Raw genomic sequence first — 19,689 nt, 5'->3', positions numbered from 1 at the left:
CGCCGGAATCATTCCGGCGGTTTTTGAGCTGGGTAGTATTTTTTGCCGGGGGTTGCTGCGGCTATCCCTGGACCCCTTCTTCACATCCGGGGGGGGCGGCGGGGGTCCCGGGGGCCCCCCTTCGTGTATCGGAACGCCCAGTGTTTCGGGGCGCACCGAAACGCGTCACACGCACGATGACGAGGACCAGATGACGGTGAAGCCCCTCTACCGACGTGTCTTGCTGAAAGCGTCGGGCGAAGCGTTGATGGGCGAGCAGCATTTCGGCATCGACGTATCGGTGGTCGACCGCATCGCCGCCGACATCGCCGAGGCCCGCGCATTGGGCATCGAAGTCGGTGTCGTCATAGGCGGCGGCAACATCTTCCGTGGCGTCGCGGTTGCGTCAAAAGGCGGAGACCGCGTCACCGGCGACCATATGGGCATGCTTGCCACGGTTATCAATTCGCTGGCGTTGCGCACCTCGCTCAACAAGATCGGCGTCGACGCCGTGGTGCTGTCGGCGATCGCCATGCCCGAGCTTTGCGAAAGTTTTTCGCAGCGTCAGGCGACCGCCTACATGAACCAGGGCAAGGTCGTCATCTTCGCCGGCGGCACCGGCAATCCGTTCTTCACCACCGATTCGGCTGCAGCCCTTCGCGCCGCCGAGATCGGCGCCGATGCTCTGTTCAAGGGTACCCAGGTCGATGGTGTCTATTCGGCTGATCCCAAGAAGGACCCGCATGCGACACGTTTCGAGCGGATCAGCCATGATGAAGTCATCAAACGCGGGCTTTCGATCATGGATACGGCGGCGATTGCACTTGCGCGCGAAAACAACATTCCGATAATCGTCTATTCGATCCACGAGAAGGGTGGCTTCGGCGATATCCTGAGGGGCGGCGGCCGTTGCACGGTTGTCGCAGACGATTGACCGGACCATGAACCCGAAAGGGACCGGTTGCGGATGAGGCTCGAACAGGGGCCTAAGCAGTGAACCCGGGTTAACGGGTCGAGGAGACGATGATGAGTGGCGAGTACGACGATCTCAAACGGCGCATGGACGGGGCGATCGCCGCGTTCAAGCATGATCTGGCTTCGCTGCGCACCGGCCGCGCGTCGAGCAACCTGCTCGATGCCGTCCAGGTGCAGGCCTATGGCACCACCATGCCGATCAACCAGGTGGCAACAGTGTCGGTGCCGGAACCGCGCATGATTTCGGTTTCGGTCTGGGACAAGTCGATGGTCAGCGCAGTGGACCGCGCCATCCGTGAAGCCAATCTCGGCTTCAATCCTATCGTCGACGGTACCAATCTCAGGATTCCGCTGCCCGAGCTCAACGAACAGCGCCGCAAGGAGCTGGTCAAGATCTCGCACGGTTATGCCGAGAATGCCCGCGTCGCCGCACGCCACGTTCGCCGCGACGGCATGGACTTTCTGAAAAAGGCGGAAAAGGACGGCGACATCAGTGAGGACGACCATCGCAAACGGGCCGACCAGGTTCAGAAACTGACCGACGAGACAATCAGCACCATCGACCACCTGCTTTCCGACAAGGAAGCGGAAATCATGCAGGTCTAGGGTCTGGCCACGCCTGGCCCGGAAGCGAGAATATGGCAACGCCCGCGCATGTCGCGATCATCATGGACGGAAACGGACGCTGGGCCAAGGCGCGCGGCTTGCCGCGGCTGGCCGGTCACCGCGCCGGCGTCGAGGCGCTGCGCAAGACAGTGCGCGCCGCCCCCGGCCTCGGCATCTCCTTCCTGACCGTCTACGCTTTTTCGTCGGAAAACTGGTCACGGCCGAAATCCGAAGTCAGCGACCTCATGGGCCTGCTGAAGCTTTTCATCCGACGTGACCTCGCCGAGCTGCACCAGAGTGGGGTGCGGATCAGGGTCATCGGTGACAGGGCAGGCCTGCAGCCCGACATAAGGGGGCTGCTCGAGGAAGCCGAAACGCTCACTCTCAGCAACGAGGCGCTGACACTGGTCATTGCCTTCAATTACGGCGGGCGCGACGAGATCGTGCGCACCGCGCGCAAGCTCGCAGCGGCGGTGGCGCGCGGTGAGATCGAGAGCGAGGCGATCACGGCCGATTCCTTTGCCAGCTCGCTCGATACAGAGGGCATTCCAGACCCGGAACTGGTCATCCGCACCAGCGGCGAGCTTCGGCTGTCCAACTTCCTGTTATGGCAGGCCGCCTATAGCGAACTCGTTTTCCTGCCTTGCTACTGGCCCGACTTCAGTCGCGAGCACCTGTCCGATGCACTGCGCGATTTCGCCGGCCGCGAGCGCCGCTTCGGCGGACTTGCCGCCCAAGATGTCGCCTCAGGCTGAGGAATGAGCAACCTCCAACTCCGGGTCATTTCGGCCGTCGTGCTTGCCATCGTCACGCTTGCCCTGACCTGGCTCGGCGGACTGTCCTTCCGGTTGCTTTGCGCTGCCATGGCGGCGGTGATCTTCTACGAGTGGACGCGGATGAGCCGCCCCATTGCCCCGGCAGGTGCTGGTGCTACGGCAGGTCTCGGCTTTCTGCCCGAGGCGCTGATCGGGGTCTTTATTGGTGCCCTCGTCGCCGGCCTGCCTGCGTCTTTGCTGCTGCCGCTCGTCGCGGCCCTGATTACTGTCACTGCGGTCGCTTCTTCCATGCGCAGGGCAGGACCGTGGGAAGCATCCGGCCTTGCCTATGCGGCCGTGTCCGGCTTGTCGCTGGCCTTCCTGCGTGACGGCGACCATTCAGGGCTGCTGGCCATTCTGTTCCTATTCGCCGTGGTTTGGGCGACCGATATCTTTGCCTATTTCGTCGGCCGCTCCATCGGTGGTCCAAGGCTGGCGCCGTCGATCTCGCCGGGCAAGACGCGGAGCGGGGCGCTCGGTGGGGTGGTCGGCGGCGTAGTGGCCGGGCTGCTTCTGGCCGCCGTGGCCGGAACGGGCAACCTCGTCGTGCTTGGCGTGGTCGCACTGGTGCTTTCGATTGTCGCGCAGGCCGGCGACCTGTTCGAATCATGGGTCAAGCGACGCCACGGCCGTAAAGATTCCGGCACGCTGATACCCGGCCATGGCGGCATCATGGATCGGGTAGATGGGCTTGTCGCGGCGGCTTTCGCCCTATACGTCATCGGCTGGATTTCCGCGACCGCCGACCATCCGGCACAGGGTCTGTTTCCGGTTTGAACGGCATCGTCGGTGGGCCGGCGCGGGGCTGCGTCATGGATTCGCCTGGATTGATGTCACAGTCGCGGCGTGATCTGTGCCGTGGATGAATTTGAGGGCATGAATTGAACGAGATTTTTCACGCGGTTTTCAGCACAGAGGGCTTTGTCCTCGGCACGCTGGTGCCTTTCCTGTTCGTGCTGACCGTGGTCGTTTTTGTCCACGAAATGGGCCATTACCTCGTCGGGCGCTGGTGCGGTATCGGCGCAAAAGCCTTTTCGATCGGTTTCGGCCCAGAGATCATCGGCTTCAACGATAGCCGCGGCACGCGCTGGAAGCTTTGCGCCATACCGCTCGGCGGCTACGTCAAGTTCGTCGGCGACATGAACGCGACGTCGAGCCAGCCCAGCTCGGAGGAGATCGAGGCGCTGAGCGACGAAGAACGCAAGGTTGCCTTCCACACGCAGCCGATCTGGAAGCGGGCGGCGACCGTCGTGGCGGGGCCGCTGTTCAACTTCCTGCTGACGATCGCCGTCTTTGCCGTGCTGTTTTCCGTCCACGGCCGGCCCGTGCTGGAGCCGATGGTGGCTGAGGTCACCGTCGGCAGTCCGGCCGCCGCGGCCGGCATCATGCCCGGCGACCGATTCGTCAGCGTCGACGGCAGCAAGGTCGAGACCTTTGCCGACGTCCAGCGTCTGGTCTCTGGCCGCGCCGGCGACAGCATCACCTTCGTCATGCTACGCGCCGGCAAGGAAATTACCGTCACGGCGACGCCGCGCTCGATGGAACAACAAGACGCACTGGGCAACAAGGTCCAGGTAGCCGTGATCGGTGTCGTCAACAACAAGGAACTCGGCCAGCCGCGGCTGATCACCTATAGTCCGGCCGGGGCGGTCGGGGCAGCGGTCCAGGAAACCGGACACGTCATCCAGCGTACCGGCCAGTTCCTGCAACGTTTCGTTGTCGGTCGCGAGGACAAGTGCCAGCTGGGCGGCCCCATCAAGATCGCCAAGATGTCGGGTCAGGCGGCAAAGCTCGGCTTTGAATGGCTCGTGCAGCTTGTTGCATTCCTGTCAGTCGGGATAGGGATTCTCAACCTTTTGCCGATTCCCCCCCTCGACGGAGGGCATCTTCTGTTCTACGGCGTGGAGGCTGTCATCCGGCGGCCGGTGTCCGAACGCATGATGGAAATGGCTTACCGAAGCGGCCTCATATTGGTGCTCGGGTTCATGGGCTTTGTTTTCTGGAACGATCTGTTTGGGTGCTGAAATCATGAAGGAATTTGGCTTCGGCACGAGCAATGTTGAGACGCCGTTTACCATGCGTGGGGATATGCGTGACGCGAAAGCCACGCCGCAGGGTTAAGTAAATACAAATTAACCAGAAGCCTTGCGTGTAGGGAAAATCCGGTTAATACGGTAGGGGAAATTACCGCACGTCCGGTTTTCTCGCCGTGGGGACTTCGAGAAAAGGTACAAAAGCCCGATGAAGGCAGCATCCAAGTTTCTGAGCGCCGCGTCCGCGGTGGCTATGTCCGCCGCTCTGGTTGTACCAGGCGCGCTCGCAGTGCAGTTCGTTGCCACATCGGCCGCCGAGGCGGCTGTCGTCTCCAGAGTCGAAGTCACCGGCAATCAGCGTGTCGACGCGGACACCATCCGCAATTACGTGACGATCAAGCCCGGCAAGGCGTTTTCCAGTTCGGATATCGACGATGCGGTCAAGGCGCTGTTTGGCACCGGGCTGTTTTCGGATGTGCAGATCAACCAGGTCGGATCGACGCTGGTCATCAAGGTGTCCGAATACCAGGTCGTCAACCAGGTGCTGTTCCAGGGCAACAAGAAGCTCAAGGACAACGCGCTTGAGGCCGCGGTGCAATTGAAGCCGCGCGGCACCTTCTCGCAACAGCAGCTCGATGCCGATGTCGAGGCGGTCAAGGCCGCATACCGGCGTATCGGCCGCGACGATGCCGCCGTGACCACCCAGATCATGGATCTCGGCGACAACCGGGTAAACGTGGTCTTCAACATCAACGAAGGCGGCCGCACCCAGATCGCAGCGATCAATTTCGTCGGCAACAGCGCCTATTCGAGCCGCCGGCTGTCGGACATCATCTCCACCAAGCGTTCGTCCTTCCTGTCGTTCGTGCTGCGCGACGACGTTTATGACGAGGACAAGCTGCGCGCCGACCAGGAGCTGCTGCGCCGCTTCTATTATAATCACGGCTATGCCGACTTCCAGGTCGTCTCGGCTGTCGGCGAACTCGACGACACCACCAACAAATACACCGTCACCATCACGGTACAGGAGGGCGAGCGTTATACGTTCGGGGATGTCAGCGTCGAAAGCACGATCCCCGAGGTCGACGCCAAGTCACTTGAATCGGTGGTCGAGACCCACAAGGGCGATGTCTACAACGCCAAGAACGTCGAGGACACGATCATCGCCTTGACCGAAAAGGTCGCTGGATCCGGCTATGCCTTCGCCCAGGTGACGCCGCGCGGCGACCGCAACTTCGAGAACCACACGATCTCGGTCGTCTATACGGTCGATCAGGGGACCAAGGCCTATATCGAGCGCATCGAGATTCGCGGCAACGATCGGACGCGCGACTACGTCATTCGCCGCGAGTTCGATGTCAGCGAAGGCGATGCTTTCAATCAGGTGCTCATCCAGCGCGCGAAGAGGCGGCTGGAAGCGCTCGATTATTTTGAAAAAGTCGAAATTTCCACCGTTCCGGGTTCTGAGCCGGACCAGGTTGTGCTGGTGGTAGATGTGGTCGAGAAATCGACCGGTGAGTTCACGGTCGGCGCCGGTTATTCGAGCGGCGGTGAAACGTCAGGTCCGTCCGTCGAAGGTTCCGTCAGTGAGCGCAACTTCCTCGGTCGCGGCCAATTCATCAAGGTGGCGGCGGGCGGTGGCAAGAACTCGCGCGACTACAGCTTCTCTTTCACCGAACCCTATTTCCTCGGCCGCCGGATCGCGGCCGGCTTCGACATCTACAAGCAGAGCCGAAACTACGACCATTACGACAGCGACACGACAGGCGCGACCGTCCGCTTCGGTCTGCCGATCACCGACAATATCTCAACGCAGCTGGCTTATAATATTGCGCAAGAGAAGTACGAGTTCGACGAGGGCTGCGTTCCCGTTATCAATGGTGGCACCTGCGACGTCTCCCAGGCGATCGTAAACGGCGTTGAAGAGAGCCCATGGCTCAAGTCCTCGGTCAGCCTCGGCCTGATCTACAATACCATCGACGACATGAAGAACCCGCATGACGGTATTTATGCCAATGTCGGCACCGAAGTGGCTGGCGTCGGCGGCGATGCCAAGTTCATCAAGGTCACGGCGCGCGGCAGCATTTATCAGACGCTGTCCGAACAATTGGACCTGGTGGGCCTCATTTCGGGCGGCGCCGGCCATGTCCAAGGCTATGGCAACGGCGATCTTCGCGTCTTCGACCATTTCCAGAGCAGCGACCGTATGATCCGCGGTTTCGAATACGGCGGCATCGGCCCGGTTGCTTCGGACAACAGCAATGACCATCTCGGCGGCACCACCTACTTCAATGCCTCGGCGGAAGCTCAGTTCCCGCTGCCGGTCATCCCCGAAAGCTTCGGTTTGCGTGGCGCTGTGTTCGCCGATGCGGCAACGCTCTACGGCAGCAAAATCGCAAGTGGCCTTGTCAATTCTTCGACAACCGGCATGGAATGGCGCGCTTCCGTCGGTGTCGGTTTGATGTGGGCATCGCCTTTCGGCCCGATCCGCATTGACTATGCGATCCCGGTCAAGAAGGAAAAGACCGACGACGTGCAGGAATTCAACTTCGGCATATCGACCCGCTTCTGATGTGCGGGCAATGATGCTTCCGGCTCGTTTGGATCCGGATGGCAGTGATCCGATACTACAGCGCAGCGCGTCCTATCGGACGCGCAAAGGACGTTGTAGCACTTTGATTTGCGCATGATCCTTTCCGAGGGTCGATTTCCGATTTTCGGGTCATACGCTAGCTGGATATTGCTTCTGGAATGACCGATCCGGTGTTCTTCGCGCCCTCACGCCGGTATACGGCCGGCGAAGTCGCGAATCTGACCGGCTCGACGCTTGTTGATTCCGGTCTCTCCGATGTATCGATCGAGGCTCTGGCGCCCGCCAACGAAGGCGGCGAGAACGCCCTTGTCTTCGTCGATGGCAGGCGCAATTTCGCCTTGATGCAGTCACTGCGGGCGGCGGCGGTTCTCTGCCCTGCCGAATTTGCCGGCAAGGCGCCGGCGGGCATCGCGGTGCTGGTGCATCCGCGCCCGCAGCAGGCCTTCGCAATGGTCGGGCGTCTGCTTTTTCCGGCGGCTGCAACGCCTGGACCGATGACCGGCGAAACCGGTATCTCGCCGCACGCCCATATCGATGCGACCGCCCATGTCGAGTCCGGTGCGATCATCGAAGCGGGTGCGGTCATCGGACCTCGCGCTGCCATTGGCAGCGGGACCGTCATTGCCCCGCATGCGGTCATCGGTCCGTCCTCGCAGATTGGCCGTGACGGCTATGTCGGTCCAGGTGCCAGCGTGCAATATGCGTTGATTGGCAATCGCGTCATCATCCATGGCGGTGCCAGGATCGGCCAGGATGGCTTCGGTTTCGTGGCCGGCGCCAAGGGTCCGGAGCGGGTTCCGCAGATCGGCCGTGTCATCATCCAGGACGACGTCGAGATCGGGTCGAATACGACCGTCGATCGCGGCGCCATGTCCGACACGATCATCGGCCAGGGCACCAAGATCGACAATCTGGTGCAGATCGCGCACAACGTTCGCATCGGCCGCAATTGCATTATAGCCGGGCTTTCGGGTATTTCCGGTTCCGTGACGGTAGGCGACAACGTCACCATGGGTGGCGGTGTCGGCCTTGCGGATCATTTGACCATCGGGTCCGGGGCCAAGCTTGCGGCAAGAAGCGGGTTTATGAGCAATGTGCCTGCCGGTGAGATTTGGGGAGGATATCCGGCGCAGCCGATGGCGGAAGCCATGCGCGAGATAGCGGCCTTGCGCAGACTTGCACGGACGCGCAAACAGGGTGAGGGGGGAAATGGCTGACATCGCAGCGGCGACGCTCGAAGCGGTTGACATAATGCGGCTGATGAAGCTCCTGCCGCACCGCTATCCGTTCTTGATGATCGACCGTATTGTCGACATAGATGGCGACGAATCCGCCGTCGGCATCAAGAACGTCACCATAAACGAGCCGCATTTCCAAGGTCATTTCCCCGACCAGCCGGTCATGCCCGGCGTGCTGATCATCGAGGCGATGGCGCAGACGGCCGGCGCCATCTGCATCCGCAGCCTTGGTACGGAAAAGCCGTCGCTGGTTTATTTCCTGACCATCGACAATGCCAAGTTCCGCAAGCCGGTCGTTCCAGGCGACCAGCTGAAAATTCATGTGAAGAAAATCAAGAAACGCGGCAATCTTCTCAAATTCGCTTGCGAGGCCCTCGTCGATGGCGCCAAGGCGGCGGAAGCCGAGATCTCGGCGATGATGGTCGCAAGCGGCTGACAAACGAATGCTAATGAAAATCCAGACAGTCATCCATCCATCCTCGGTCATCGAGGCAGGCGCCCAAATCGGCGAAGGCGCCCGCATCGGGCCCTTCTGTCACGTCGGCCCCGACGCCGTGATCGGCGACCGCGTCGAACTGGTCAGCCATGTCTCGGTGATTGGCGCGACCACCATCGGTGCATCGACCAAGGTCTATCCGATGGCGATACTGGGCGGGCCGCCGCAGAACACCAAGCACAAGGGCGGCCGTACCACGCTGGTGATCGGCGAGAACTGCACGATCCGCGAAGGTGTCACCATGCATGTCGGCACCGATTCCAGCCGCGGCGAGACGACGATCGGCGACAACGGCAATTTCCTTGCCTATGCCCATATTGCCCATGACTGCGTGGTCGGCAAGAACGCCACCTTCGCCAATCAAGCGACGTTAGGCGGGCATTGCGAAGTCGGTGACAATGTCTACATCGGCGGCCTTACCGCAGTTCATCAGTTTGTCCGCATCGGCGATAACGCCTTTCTCGGCGGTTGCTCGGCGATCGTCGGCGACGTCATTCCTTACGCCATCGCCGTTGGCAACCGTGCCAGCCTTCGCGGCCTCAACATCATTGGCCTGAAGCGCGCCGGCCTGCCGCGTTCGGAGATCCACTTGCTGCGCAAAGCCTACAAGACGATCTTCGATCGCTCCCGGACCGTCGGCGAAAACATCGAATTTGCCAAGGCGGAATTCGCCTCGTCGCCGACTGCCATGAAGATCGTCGACTTCATCGCCGGTCGCGGCAAGCGGCACTACGCCGTGCCGTCCCTCAAGGGTAGCGACGGCGACGACACCGATGATGAAGACTGAGGGCAGATGACGAAGATTGAGGCTGCCGGAAAGGGCCTTGATCTCGCGCCAGATGCCAAGGTCGGCATCATCGCCGGCGGCGGCAGTCTCCCGGTCGAAATTGCCCGAGCGCTCGCCCGGCAAGGCAAATTGCCCTTCGTCGTGATGGCGGCCGGCGAGGTCGATCGCATAGCCGATTTCGAGCCCTATGAGCAGGCAACCTTGAGGCTGGAAGACGTCGGCTCGCTGCTGCCGATCCTTAAGCGGCACCACGTCACGCATCTCGTAACCGCGGGTCATATCACGCGCCGCCCCAGGCTGAGCGCCATGCGCCTCAATTTGGGCCTGCTCGCGTGGCTACCCAGCCTCTTCGTCGGTGTAACCCGGGGGGACGATACGGTGCTGAAACTGTTCGTGCGCAGGATCGAGCGCAGCGGCATCAAGGTCGTCGGTGCTCACGAGATCGTGCCGGAGCTGGTCGCCGCCGAAGGCCTGCTGACCAAGACGGCGCCACGCAAATCCGACTGGCGCGACATCGAGGCGGCGCACGCGGCGGCAAAAGCCATCGGCGCGCTGGATATCGGCCAAGCGGCTGTTGCGGTCGGCGGCCGCGCCATTGCGTTGGAAGGCGTCGAAGGCACCGACGGGCTGCTCGAGCGGACAAGGGAGTTGCGCGGGCACGGCAGGCTGGCCGGCGGGAGCCGCGGTGTTCTGGTCAAATGCGCCAAGCCCGGTCAGGAACTGCGTGCCGATCTGCCCTCCATCGGCCCGCTGACCGTCGAGGCGGCGCATGCCGCCGGACTGGCCGGCATTGCCGTCGAAGCCGGTCGCTCGCTAGTGCTCGAAGGTCCCGCCACCATCGGACGTGCCAATGCGCTCGGCCTGTTCGTAATCGGCCTGCCTGCTGCGGAGCCGGCGCATGGCGAATGAGCGGCCGTTGAAGATAGCCGTCGTCGCCGGCGAGGAGTCCGGCGACCTGCTTGGCGCCGACCTTGTGCAGGCGCTCAAGCGCATGACCGGGCGCGAGGTTCGGCTTGTCGGCATCGGCGGCCGCCATTTGCAGGCGCTCGACCTGGCGCCATTGTTCGACGGCAGCGAGATCGCACTGATGGGGCTTAGCGCCATCCTGCGCGACCTGCCGCGCCTGATGCGGCGGATCGGCCAGACGGCAAACGCGATTGACGGTGAAAAGCCCGATTGCCTTATCACCATCGACAGTCCGGATTTCTCGCTGCGCGTCGCCAAGAAGGTGCGTGCCGCCGATCCGACTATCCCGATCGTCCACTATGTCTGCCCGAGCGTGTGGGCTTGGCGGCCGGGCAGGGCGGCGGCGATGAAGCCATATGTCGATCACATTCTTTGCATCCTGCCGTTCGAGGTGAAGGAACTCGCTCGCCTGGGCGGGCCGCCCGGCACCTATGTCGGGCATCGCCTTGCACACGATCCGGGCATAATCAGTGCCGCAAGGGCGCAGGCGCAGCCGCGTGACCTGTCCGCAGATCACGTCAAAACGTTGCTTGTACTGCCAGGTTCGCGTCGTGGTGAGGTGCGACGCATGGTCGGGCCGTTCGGCGAGACGGTGTCGATCCTGCGGGCGCGCGGGCACCGCTTGCGCCTGCTGTTGCCGACGGTGCCGCACGTCGCCGACCTGGTCAGGACCTCGGTCGCGAGCTGGGACGAGAAGCCGGAGATCATACTTGATGCCGAACGCAAATGGCAGGCCTTCGGCAAGGCCGATGCGGCGCTGATCGCGTCGGGGACGGTATCGCTGGAACTGGCACTGGCGAGTGTGCCGATGATCTCCTGCTACCGGCTCGATCCGGTCATGCGCATGGCGCAGCCGCTGATCAAAGTATGGAGCGCAGCCTTGCCCAATCTCATTGCCGACCGGCCGGTTGTGCCGGAACACTACAATCAATATGTGCGGCCGCATTATCTGGCGCGGCAGTTGGAAGCGCTGTGCTCCGATACCGCCTACCGCACCTGGCAGAAGCACGGTTTTGCCGACATTGCCGGGCGTATGGCAACCGCCAAGCCGTCAGGCGAGATTGCCGCGGGTGTGGTGATGGGCATGGTGAGGAAGTGAGTGAATTATGAATTGTGAATTGTGAATAGCGGTTTCTATGGACAGGGAGCGACGCTTCGCTACTCCCATTCACCATTCACCATTCACCATTCACCATTCACCATTCACCGCTTCGCGATTGGTACGTAGTCCCGTTCCGGCGCGCCGGTATAGAGCTGGCGCGGGCGACCGATCTTCTGGTGCGGGTCCTCGATCATCTCCTTCCACTGCGCGATCCAGCCGACGGTGCGGGCGACCGCGAACAGCACGGTGAACATGGTGGTGGGAAAGCCCAGCGCCTTCAGCGTGATGCCGGAATAGAAATCGACGTTCGGATAGAGCTTCTTCTCGATGAAATAGGAATCGGTCAGTGCGATCCTTTCCAGCTCCATGGCGATGTCGAGCAGTGGATCGTCCTTGATGCCGAGCTCGCCCAGGACCTCGTGCGCGGTCTTCTGCATGATCTTGGCGCGCGGATCGTAATTCTTGTAAACGCGGTGGCCAAATCCCATCAATCGGAACGGATCGTTCTTATCCTTGGCGCGCGCAATGAATTCCGGGATGTGATCGACATGACCGATCTCGCCCAGCATGTTCAGGGCTGCCTCGTTGGCGCCGCCATGTGCGGGACCCCACAGGCAGGCGATGCCGGCAGCGATACAGGCAAAAGGATTGGCGCCCGACGAGCCGGCCAGGCGGACGGTCGAAGTCGAGGCGTTCTGTTCGTGATCGGCGTGCAGGATGAAGATGCGCTCCATCGCGCGGGCCAGCACCGGATTGATCTTGTATTCCTCGCAAGGCACGGCGAAGCACATATGCAGGAAATTGGCTGCGAAATTCAGCTCGTTCTTCGGGTAAATGAATGGCTGGCCGATGTGGTATTTATAGGCCATCGCCGCGATCGTCGGCATCTTGGCGATCAGCCGCATTGACGCGACCATGCGTTGATAGGGGTCCGAGATATCGGTGGAATCGTGATAGAAGGCCGACAGCGCGCCGACCACGCCGCACATCACCGCCATCGGATGCGCATCACGGCGGAAGCCGGTGAAAAAGCGCGACATCTGCTCATGCACCATAGTGTGGCGCGTCACCCGGTAGTCGAAATCGTCCTTCTGCGCCTTGGTCGGGAGTTCACCATAGAGCAAGAGATAGCAGACTTCGAGGAAGTCGCCGTGCTCGGCCAATTGGTCGATCGGGTAGCCGCGGTGCAAAAGAATGCCGGCATCGCCATCGATGAAGGTGATTTCCGATTCGCAGCTCGCCGTCGACGTAAAACCGGGATCGTAGGTAAAGACGCCGGCGGTGTTGTAGAGCGAACCGATATCGATGACGTCAGGTCCTACCGAACCACTTCGTATCTTGAATTCATGGGTTTTGCCGCCGAGTTCCAGCTTGGCCGTCGATGCCTGGGTTTTGCCGCCAAATTCCATTTTTGTCGCAGGTTCGGTCATAGCAAACTCCTTTTTGTTTCCTCAGGCCGGCAAAGGCAAAATATCTGAACCCAACACGTCAAAAGCATCGGAGTACGCACATTTGCGCCGCAATTGAATCTGCGCGGCAGATTAGGCCAAGACCCAATGTTGCACTGCGAAACACACCTTTCAATGCCAATCTTCTTGGGCCAGTTTGCTAATCGATTTGATCAGCGATCCGCGCCAGGCTTTCCTCGCGGCCAAGCACGGCAAGCACATCAAAGACACCTGGCGAGGTACTTTTGCCGGTGAGCGCGGCGCGCAAAGGTTGGGCCACGGCGCCGAGTTTATGGCCGGCGGCCTGCGCATAGTCGCGGATCGCGGCTTCGGCTGAGGCGGCAGACCACTCCGAAACCGTGGCTAGTGCCGCATGAGCGCCCCGCAGGATCGCGCGCGCCTCACCGCTGAGCAGCGCCGCCGCCTTCTCGTCGACCGGCAGCGGCCGTTCGACGAAAAGGAATGCAGCCCCTTCAACAAGTTCGACCAGCGTTTTGGCGCGCTCCTTCAGGCCCGGCAACGCGGCAAGCAGTTGCGCCCTGCGTCTGTCGTCGAGGCGAGCGGCGATTGCCGGGCCGCCTTCTAGATAGGGCAGAGTGGCGATGAAGATGTCGAGCAGCGCCGCGTCGTTCATCCGGCGCATATGCACGCCGTTAAGCGCCTCGAGCTTGGCGAAGTCGAAACGGGCGGCGCCCTTGTTGACGTCGCCAATGTCGAACCATGTAATCATGTCGGCGATCGACATGATCTCATCGTCGCCGTGGCTCCAGCCAAGCCTCGCCAGATAGTTGAGCAGCGCCTCCGGCAGGTAGCCCATGGCGCGATAGGCTTCGACGCCAAGCGCACCGTGCCGCTTCGACAGCTTGGCGCCGTCGGCACCGTGGATCAACGGGATATGCGACATCGACGGCACCTCCCAGCCCATGGCGTGATAGATTACGGTCTGGCGTGCGGCGTTGGTCAAATGATCGTCGCCGCGGATGATGTGGGTGATGCCCATGTCGTGATCGTCGACGACGACGGCATGCATGTAGGTGGGATTGCCGTCCGAGCGCAGAATAATGAAATCGTCGAGATCCTTGTTGGGAAAGCGCACGTCGCCCTGGACGCGGTCATGCACCACCGTCTCGCCGTCTGTCGGCGCCTTGATGCGGATCGCCCCCTTGGCGCCGGGCGGCGCCTCCGACGGGTCGCGGTCGCGCCAGCGCCCATCATAGCGGGGCGGAAGCCCCTTGGCTCGCGCTGCCTCGCGCATCGCCTCCAGCTCCGCCGGCGTCGCGTAGCAGTAATAGGCCTTGCCCACGCGCACCAGCTCCTCGGCCACCTCGCGATGGCGCGGCGCGCGCTCGAACTGCGAGACAGGCGCGCCGTCCCAGGTGAGTCCGAGCCAGGAAAGCCCGTCGAGAATGGCTGCCGTCGCCGCATCCGTCGACCGCTCACGGTCGGTATCCTCTATACGCAGCAGCATCGTGCCGCCCGTGTGCTTGGCGTACAGCCAGTTGAACAGCGCCGTGCGCGCGCCGCCAATGTGCAGATAGCCGGTGGGCGAGGGGGCAAAACGGGTGACGACCTTATCGGGCATGGAACTCTCAGGCGGGCGAAGGAAGTGGGTTTGCGGACTTTCGCGCGTTGCGCGTTCATGTAGCATAGGAGGTCGAGGGCGCAAGGGGCAGACCCGATGGCTGTGCGAGGCCGTGGTGCGGGCGAGGGCGAGGACGTTGGCAGCGACGTCAGCGAACGCTTGCTGTTTGCCGCTCCCCCGCCTGTCCTGCCGGCACCGGCATTGCTACCTGCTCCGCGCTTCGATGCTCCGTCGCTGCCGGCCAGCGACCCAGCAACGGTTCTCGTGCCCGCGGGCGAGCCTATCGTACGCCTGCGCAGGCGTTTCCGCCTCCCGTCACCGTCCCGTATCCGCAACAGCGTAACCACAGCGGCCGGTCTGGAACTCGACCGCGGCATCGCCTTCCTGCTGGTGCCGGTGTTCCTCGCATGCGGGGTGGTCGTTTATTTCGGGCTGTCGGTGGAGCCGGCCTTTCCACAGCCGATCGCAATCGCGCTCCTCGCGACCCTTTGTGCCGTCGTCTCGCGGTCATGGCCCAGGACGCGCCTGTGCTTCATGGTGGCGCTGCTCTGCGCGCTTGGCGTACTTGCCGCCAAGTTCGAAACATGGCGTGTCGGAACGCATATGCTCGGCTCCGAAATCTCGACGCGGCTGACGGGTCGCGTCGTATCGTACGAGTCCATGGCGAGCGGCCGCATCAGGCTGACAATCGATGTGATCTCAACCGCCAGGCCGACACTGCGCTACATGCCGGAACGGGTCCGCGTTTCGGCGATGAAGATACCGGCTGAGCTGACCGCCGGTTCCGAGATCACCGGCTATGTGCGGCTGCTGCCGCCGACCGGCCCGGTGCGGCCCGACAGCTATGATTTCTCCTTCGACAGCTATTTCGCCGGTATCGGCGGCAGCGGCTTTTTTCTCGGCAATCCGAAAATCGTGTCGTCGGACAGCATGCCGCTTGCCGCGCAGCTTTCTTCCGCGATCGAAGACGCGCGTGAATCCATCGCCGACCATATCCGCAGCCGCATCGGCGGTGCCGAGGGCGAGATTGCTACTGCGCTGATCGTCGGCGTGCGCGCCGGCATTCCCGAGGAGATCAACGAAGCGATGCGGCGCACCGGCATCTACCACATCATCTCCATCTCGGGGCTGCATATGGCGTTGGTCGCCGGCACCATCATGGCGCTGCTGCGGGGTGCCTTCGCGCTGTTTCCCGATTTCTCATCGCGACGGCCGGTCAAGAAATATGCCGCGGCCGCCGCGCTTTTTTCGATTGCGGCCTACCTCGTCTTTTCCGGCATTGTCGTGGCGGCCGAACGCAGCTTCATCATGCTGGCGGTGATGCTTATCGCCGTGCTGTTCGACCGGGCCGCGCTCACCATGCGCAACCTGGCGATCTCGGCCATCGCGGTCATCCTGGTGTCGCCGCACGAGGTGGTCGGTCCGAGTTTCCAGATGTCCTTCGCCGCGACGGCGGCCCTTGTCGGCGCCTATGCAGGCTGGTCCGATTACCGCGCCGGCAGGGCCACCACGCCGCCGCCGCGGCAGTCGCCGCTACGCTTTGCCACTCGAAAGGTCCTGCTGGGCATGTGCGGTCTGGCGATGACCTCGATCATTGCAGGGAGCGCCACGGCGCTTTTCGCCATATGGCATTTCCAGCGCGTGGCGCCGCTCAGCCTGTTCGCCAATCTGGCCATCATGCCCATCGTGTCACTGGTCGTCATGCCCTTCGCCGTTCTCAGCGCGCTGGCGATGCCGTTCGGTGCGGATGGCCCTTTTCTCTATGTCATGGGCAAGGGGCTGACGGCGATGATCGCCCTGTCCGGGTGGATCTCGGAGCGCTCGCCGATCGATGCGGTCGGGCTGATTTCGCTGAGATCCGTCCTTCTGGTGACGATCGCCCTCGTCATTGCCAGCATGGCGACGACGTGGTTGCGGCTGGCGGCACTTCCTTTTGCGCTCGCCGGCTTGCTGACGACAACGCAGACACGCATACCCGACGTATTGGTCTCGGAGGACGCACGGCTGGTCGCGCTGCCGATCGGCAGCGGTGAACTCGCGGTCAACCGGGCACGCCCGAATGAGTTCACCATCGACAACTGGAAACGCGCGCTCACATCAGAGGCTATCGTCGCGCCGGAAACACCTGGAAAGAACGACCCGCAATTCGACATTGCCGATCCGGCCGACCTACCGCCGGGCATGCCGTTCATTTGCACGGACGGCCTCTGCCTTGCCAGGCATCCATCCGGCGCGATCATCGCGCAAGCCAAGGACCGCGATACTGCGCGGCCAGCCTGCGCCTTTGCCAGCTTGATCGTCATCGACGACGCCACCGCCCATAACCCCTGCTACTACGACCGGCTGGTCCTCGTCGTCACCAAACGGCAACTGGCGCGCGCGGGAAGTGCCGCCGTCTATTTCGATCCACAAGCGGCAACACGCGCCGAGATCCGCTTCGCCGTCGAAAAATCATACCGGCCCTGGCACGTGCAGCGGAAATTTTCACGCGCGGCACGGGGCCTGCCGCCATACCGCCGGGCCGACAACCCCAAAGCCGGCGCCAAGGGCGGAGCTCAGTAGCGGCGGATCAGTCCGACGAGCTTGCCCTGCACCTTGACCCTGTCTGGTCCGAAGATGCGCGTCTCGTAGGCCGGATTGGCGGCTTCCAGGGCGATCGAGGCGCCCTTGCGGCGGAACCGCTTCAGCGTCGCTTCCTCCTCGTCGACCAGTGCCACCACGATCTCACCGGGGCTCGCCGTATCGGCATTGCGGATGATCACCGTGTCGCCGTCGAAAATGCCGGCCTCGATCATCGAATCGCCTTTGACCTCAAGCGCATAATGCTCGCCGCCCATGATCATATCCGGCGGCACCGAAATCGAATGCGTCTGGTGCTGGATGGCGTCGATCGGCACACCGGCAGCGATGCGGCCCATCACCGGGATCGAAACGGCGGCGACGACATCGTCGTCATTTCCGGCTGCGGGCACGCGCGACGATGTCGGCTTGCCTTGCCGAGGGGCGCCTTGCCCAAGACTGCCCTGGATGACACTCGGCGAGAACTTGCGTGCCGCATTGAGGCCGGGGGCGATCGAGTCAGGCAGGCGTAGCACCTCCAGCGCACGGGCCCGGTTGGGCAAACGGCGAATGAAGCCGCGCTCCTCCAGCGCCGTAATCAGCCGGTGGATTCCGGATTTGGAAGCCAGGTCGAGCGCTTCCTTCATCTCGTCGAATGAAGGCGGGATACCGCTTTCCTTCAACCTTTCGTGGATGAACATAAGCAGTTCGTGTTGTTTGCGTGTCAGCATAGCGACCCCCAACAGAATCAGAAAAACAAACCCAGAACAAACACTATCTGTTCCAGTTGTGTTCCGCAACTGTTTAAAGTTTAATGAATGCGTTAAGGCTCGGGAAACAAACGACGTCCCCTACCGGCGTACCGCATTTTCACCGCCGCGAGCCTCATCGCCTTGATTCTGCTTTCGTTTGCGCCCTTCTGGCCTCCTAGAAGGCGGCGCTGGCATCGGCCGTCGGTCGGTAAAAGGCACGGAATTGAACCCTTATCGACTGTGCGGTTTGGTCGATGCACCGTGAACGAAACGAACTCAAAACGCCAACCTCGGGTTAAGTCCCAGTTTCCACCGCCTGGTCAGGCTGCTTCTCGCCGGTGGAGCCTTGCTGCGCGCAACCAGGTAATGGAAGAACAGTCGATGCGTGTCCGGCGTTGCGTTGGATCTTGGGGGAGCAGACAAATCATGACAGGAATTCCCGATCTCGTGGCCATAAAGGCGATGGATGCCGCGGATCCGCTGCGCGCGATGCGCGACCGCTTTGTGTTGCCGCAAGGAGTGATCTATCTCGACGGCAATTCGCTAGGAGCTGCTTCACGTGCCGCTTTCGATGAACTGCACAAGGCCGCGACCGAAGAATGGTCGCATGATCTCATCCGCGCATGGAACACGGCCGGCTGGTTCAACATGCCGCTTGAACTTGGCGACCAGCTCGGGCGCCTGATCGGTGCCGCGGCCGGCCAGACGGTGGTCTGCGACACGACATCGGTCAACATCTACAAGCTGCTGCACGCCGCCATGGCCATGCGACCGGAGCGGCAGGTCATCGTCGCCGAGGGCGATAGTTTTCCGACGGACCTCTACATGGCCGAGGGTGTGGTTTCGACGCGAAAAGATACGCTGCTGCGCCTCTCGGGGGTCGACGCGCCGACCATCGAAGAGCTGATCGACGAACGCACCGCTGTGGTGCTGGTCAACCACGTCAACTATAAGTCGGGCGAACTGCGCGACATGCCGGCGCTGACGCGCAGGGCTCAGGAAGCCGGGGCGATGATCGTCTGGGATCTCTGCCACACCGCCGGCGCGATGCCAGTCGAACTCGACAAGGCAAACGCCGATTTTGCCGTTGGCTGCACCTACAAATATCTGAATGGCGGCCCGGGCGCGCCTGCCTTCATCTATGCGGCTGAGCGGCATCTTTCCGACATCCAGCAGCCGCTCACCGGCTGGTGGGGCCATGCACGGCCCTTCGCCTTCGAGCCAGGCTATGCGGCCGGCACCGGCATCCGCCGGTTTCTGTGCGGCACACAGCCGGTCCTGTCGATGCGCACGCTGAAGGGCGCGCTCGACATCTGGAACGATGTCGACATGACGGCGGTGCGCAAGAAGAGCATCGCGCTGGCGGATCTGTTCATCGAGCTTGTCGAGGCAAAGTGCGGCACTTACGGGCTCACGCTCGAAAGCACGCGCGATGGGGAAAAACGCGGCAGCCAGATTTCATTCATGCATGAGCATGGCTACCAGGTCATGCGCGCGCTGATCGAACGTGGCGTGATCGGCGATTTTCGCGCGCCATCGACCATGCGCTTCGGCTTCACCCCGCTCTATGTCGGCTATGCCGATGTCTGGCAGGCCGCCAAAGTGCTTGAGGACATCCTGCACACCGGTGCGTGGAAGGATGCGCGCTTCGCCATCAAAGCAGCTGTCACTTGAGATTGATGCGAGAGCTGGAATCGTGAGGCTGGCGACGACGCGCCGCGCGATGCTTACGGCTACGCTGCAGGGCCATATGCCAGG

Annotated in this window: 16 protein-coding genes; 13 read left to right on the top strand and 3 right to left on the bottom strand. The window is 62.2% G+C overall.

Features of this window, described 5'->3' with window-relative positions:
• The first annotated feature begins 190 nt into the window (after positions 1–190).
• The 11 genes from pyrH to lpxB all read left to right on the top strand — a co-directional run bounded on the left by pyrH (position 191) and on the right by lpxB (position 11,587).
• Positions 191–913 (top strand): UMP kinase, encoded by a 723-nt coding sequence (gene pyrH / locus NKH41_RS28990; RefSeq protein WP_023674934.1) that lies wholly within the window; start codon positions 191–193, stop codon positions 911–913.
• 92 nt (positions 914–1,005) lie between these two features.
• Entirely contained in the window at positions 1,006–1,560 is a 555-nt protein-coding gene (frr, locus tag NKH41_RS28985; protein WP_084640965.1) for a ribosome recycling factor, read from the top strand.
• 32 nt (positions 1,561–1,592) lie between these two features.
• A complete protein-coding gene (locus NKH41_RS28980) occupies positions 1,593–2,315 on the top strand; it encodes an isoprenyl transferase (RefSeq protein ID WP_023674936.1) in 723 nt (240 codons plus the stop codon).
• Positions 2,316–2,318: 3 nt separating this feature from the next.
• Positions 2,319–3,152, top strand: a complete 834-nt coding sequence (locus NKH41_RS28975; RefSeq protein WP_352772181.1) for a phosphatidate cytidylyltransferase — start codon at positions 2,319–2,321, stop codon at positions 3,150–3,152.
• 104 nt (positions 3,153–3,256) lie between these two features.
• Positions 3,257–4,399, top strand: a complete 1,143-nt coding sequence (gene rseP / locus NKH41_RS28970; protein WP_352772183.1) for an RIP metalloprotease RseP — start codon at positions 3,257–3,259, stop codon at positions 4,397–4,399.
• A 217-nt stretch (positions 4,400–4,616) separates the two neighbouring features.
• Complete coding sequence (bamA, locus tag NKH41_RS28965; protein ID WP_352474279.1) at positions 4,617–6,980, top strand: outer membrane protein assembly factor BamA; 2,364 nt, start codon at positions 4,617–4,619, stop codon at positions 6,978–6,980.
• A gap of 179 nt (positions 6,981–7,159) precedes the next feature.
• The gene (gene lpxD / locus NKH41_RS28960; protein ID WP_352772185.1) at positions 7,160–8,218 is read left to right on the top strand and encodes a UDP-3-O-(3-hydroxymyristoyl)glucosamine N-acyltransferase; all 1,059 of its coding nucleotides are present in this window, start codon (positions 7,160–7,162) and stop codon (positions 8,216–8,218) included.
• Positions 8,211–8,675 carry a 3-hydroxyacyl-ACP dehydratase FabZ gene (fabZ, locus tag NKH41_RS28955; RefSeq protein WP_352502391.1) on the top strand — a complete coding sequence of 155 codons (465 nt, stop codon included), beginning with the start codon at positions 8,211–8,213 and terminating at the stop codon, positions 8,673–8,675. The genes lpxD and fabZ overlap by 8 nt, the downstream gene beginning before the upstream one ends.
• 13 nt (positions 8,676–8,688) lie before the next feature.
• Positions 8,689–9,522, top strand: a complete 834-nt coding sequence (lpxA, locus tag NKH41_RS28950) for an acyl-ACP--UDP-N-acetylglucosamine O-acyltransferase (protein WP_352474276.1) — start codon at positions 8,689–8,691, stop codon at positions 9,520–9,522.
• Between the two features lie 6 nt (positions 9,523–9,528).
• Positions 9,529–10,431, top strand: a complete 903-nt coding sequence (locus tag NKH41_RS28945) for an LpxI family protein (protein WP_352772188.1) — start codon at positions 9,529–9,531, stop codon at positions 10,429–10,431.
• Entirely contained in the window at positions 10,421–11,587 is a 1,167-nt protein-coding gene (gene lpxB, locus NKH41_RS28940; RefSeq protein WP_352935184.1) for a lipid-A-disaccharide synthase, read from the top strand. Before NKH41_RS28945 ends, lpxB begins: the two co-directional genes overlap by 11 nt.
• 104 nt (positions 11,588–11,691) lie before the next feature.
• Here the strand turns inward: lpxB and gltA are convergent, their stop codons facing one another.
• Complete coding sequence (gene gltA / locus NKH41_RS28935) at positions 11,692–13,020, bottom strand: citrate synthase (protein WP_023674946.1); 1,329 nt, start codon at positions 13,018–13,020, stop codon at positions 11,692–11,694.
• 178 nt (positions 13,021–13,198) lie between these two features.
• Complete coding sequence (gene gltX / locus NKH41_RS28930; protein ID WP_352474272.1) at positions 13,199–14,620, bottom strand: glutamate--tRNA ligase; 1,422 nt, start codon at positions 14,618–14,620, stop codon at positions 13,199–13,201.
• A gap of 96 nt (positions 14,621–14,716) precedes the next feature.
• On the opposite strand from gltX, the gene NKH41_RS28925 reads away from it, so the two are divergent.
• Positions 14,717–17,182 (top strand): ComEC/Rec2 family competence protein, encoded by a 2,466-nt coding sequence (locus NKH41_RS28925; protein WP_352772193.1) that lies wholly within the window; start codon positions 14,717–14,719, stop codon positions 17,180–17,182.
• On the opposite strand, the gene lexA is transcribed toward NKH41_RS28925, so the two are convergent.
• Positions 17,176–17,910 (bottom strand): transcriptional repressor LexA, encoded by a 735-nt coding sequence (gene lexA, locus NKH41_RS28920; RefSeq protein ID WP_023674949.1) that lies wholly within the window; start codon positions 17,908–17,910, stop codon positions 17,176–17,178. The two genes, NKH41_RS28925 and lexA, sit on opposite strands and share 7 nt — an antisense overlap.
• Before the next feature lie 447 nt (positions 17,911–18,357).
• Between lexA and kynU the strand changes: the two genes are divergently transcribed.
• Entirely contained in the window at positions 18,358–19,605 is a 1,248-nt protein-coding gene (gene kynU, locus NKH41_RS28915; protein ID WP_352540559.1) for a kynureninase, read from the top strand.
• Positions 19,606–19,689: the final 84 nt, after the last annotated feature.

It is taken from the genome of Mesorhizobium sp. M1169 (assembly GCF_040318345.1).
Classification (GTDB): domain Bacteria; phylum Pseudomonadota; class Alphaproteobacteria; order Rhizobiales; family Rhizobiaceae; genus Mesorhizobium.
This window is presented reverse-complemented; position numbering and strand designations above follow the sequence as displayed.

Coding starts and splice junctions, on each gene's coding strand:
- frr (WP_084640965.1), top strand. CDS start 1,006: ATGAGTGGCGAGTACGACGATCTCAAACGGCGCATGGACGGGGCGATC.
- pyrH (WP_023674934.1), top strand. CDS start 191: ATGACGGTGAAGCCCCTCTACCGACGTGTCTTGCTGAAAGCGTCGGGC.
- lpxD (WP_352772185.1), top strand. CDS start 7,160: ATGACCGATCCGGTGTTCTTCGCGCCCTCACGCCGGTATACGGCCGGC.
- lexA (WP_023674949.1), bottom strand. CDS start 17,910: ATGCTGACACGCAAACAACACGAACTGCTTATGTTCATCCACGAAAGG.
- NKH41_RS28975 (WP_352772181.1), top strand. CDS start 2,319: ATGAGCAACCTCCAACTCCGGGTCATTTCGGCCGTCGTGCTTGCCATC.
- bamA (WP_352474279.1), top strand. CDS start 4,617: ATGAAGGCAGCATCCAAGTTTCTGAGCGCCGCGTCCGCGGTGGCTATG.
- fabZ (WP_352502391.1), top strand. CDS start 8,211: ATGGCTGACATCGCAGCGGCGACGCTCGAAGCGGTTGACATAATGCGG.
- lpxA (WP_352474276.1), top strand. CDS start 8,689: ATGAAAATCCAGACAGTCATCCATCCATCCTCGGTCATCGAGGCAGGC.
- gltA (WP_023674946.1), bottom strand. CDS start 13,020: ATGACCGAACCTGCGACAAAAATGGAATTTGGCGGCAAAACCCAGGCA.
- NKH41_RS28980 (WP_023674936.1), top strand. CDS start 1,593: ATGGCAACGCCCGCGCATGTCGCGATCATCATGGACGGAAACGGACGC.
- NKH41_RS28945 (WP_352772188.1), top strand. CDS start 9,529: ATGACGAAGATTGAGGCTGCCGGAAAGGGCCTTGATCTCGCGCCAGAT.
- lpxB (WP_352935184.1), top strand. CDS start 10,421: ATGGCGAATGAGCGGCCGTTGAAGATAGCCGTCGTCGCCGGCGAGGAG.
- NKH41_RS28925 (WP_352772193.1), top strand. CDS start 14,717: ATGGCTGTGCGAGGCCGTGGTGCGGGCGAGGGCGAGGACGTTGGCAGC.
- gltX (WP_352474272.1), bottom strand. CDS start 14,620: ATGCCCGATAAGGTCGTCACCCGTTTTGCCCCCTCGCCCACCGGCTAT.
- kynU (WP_352540559.1), top strand. CDS start 18,358: ATGACAGGAATTCCCGATCTCGTGGCCATAAAGGCGATGGATGCCGCG.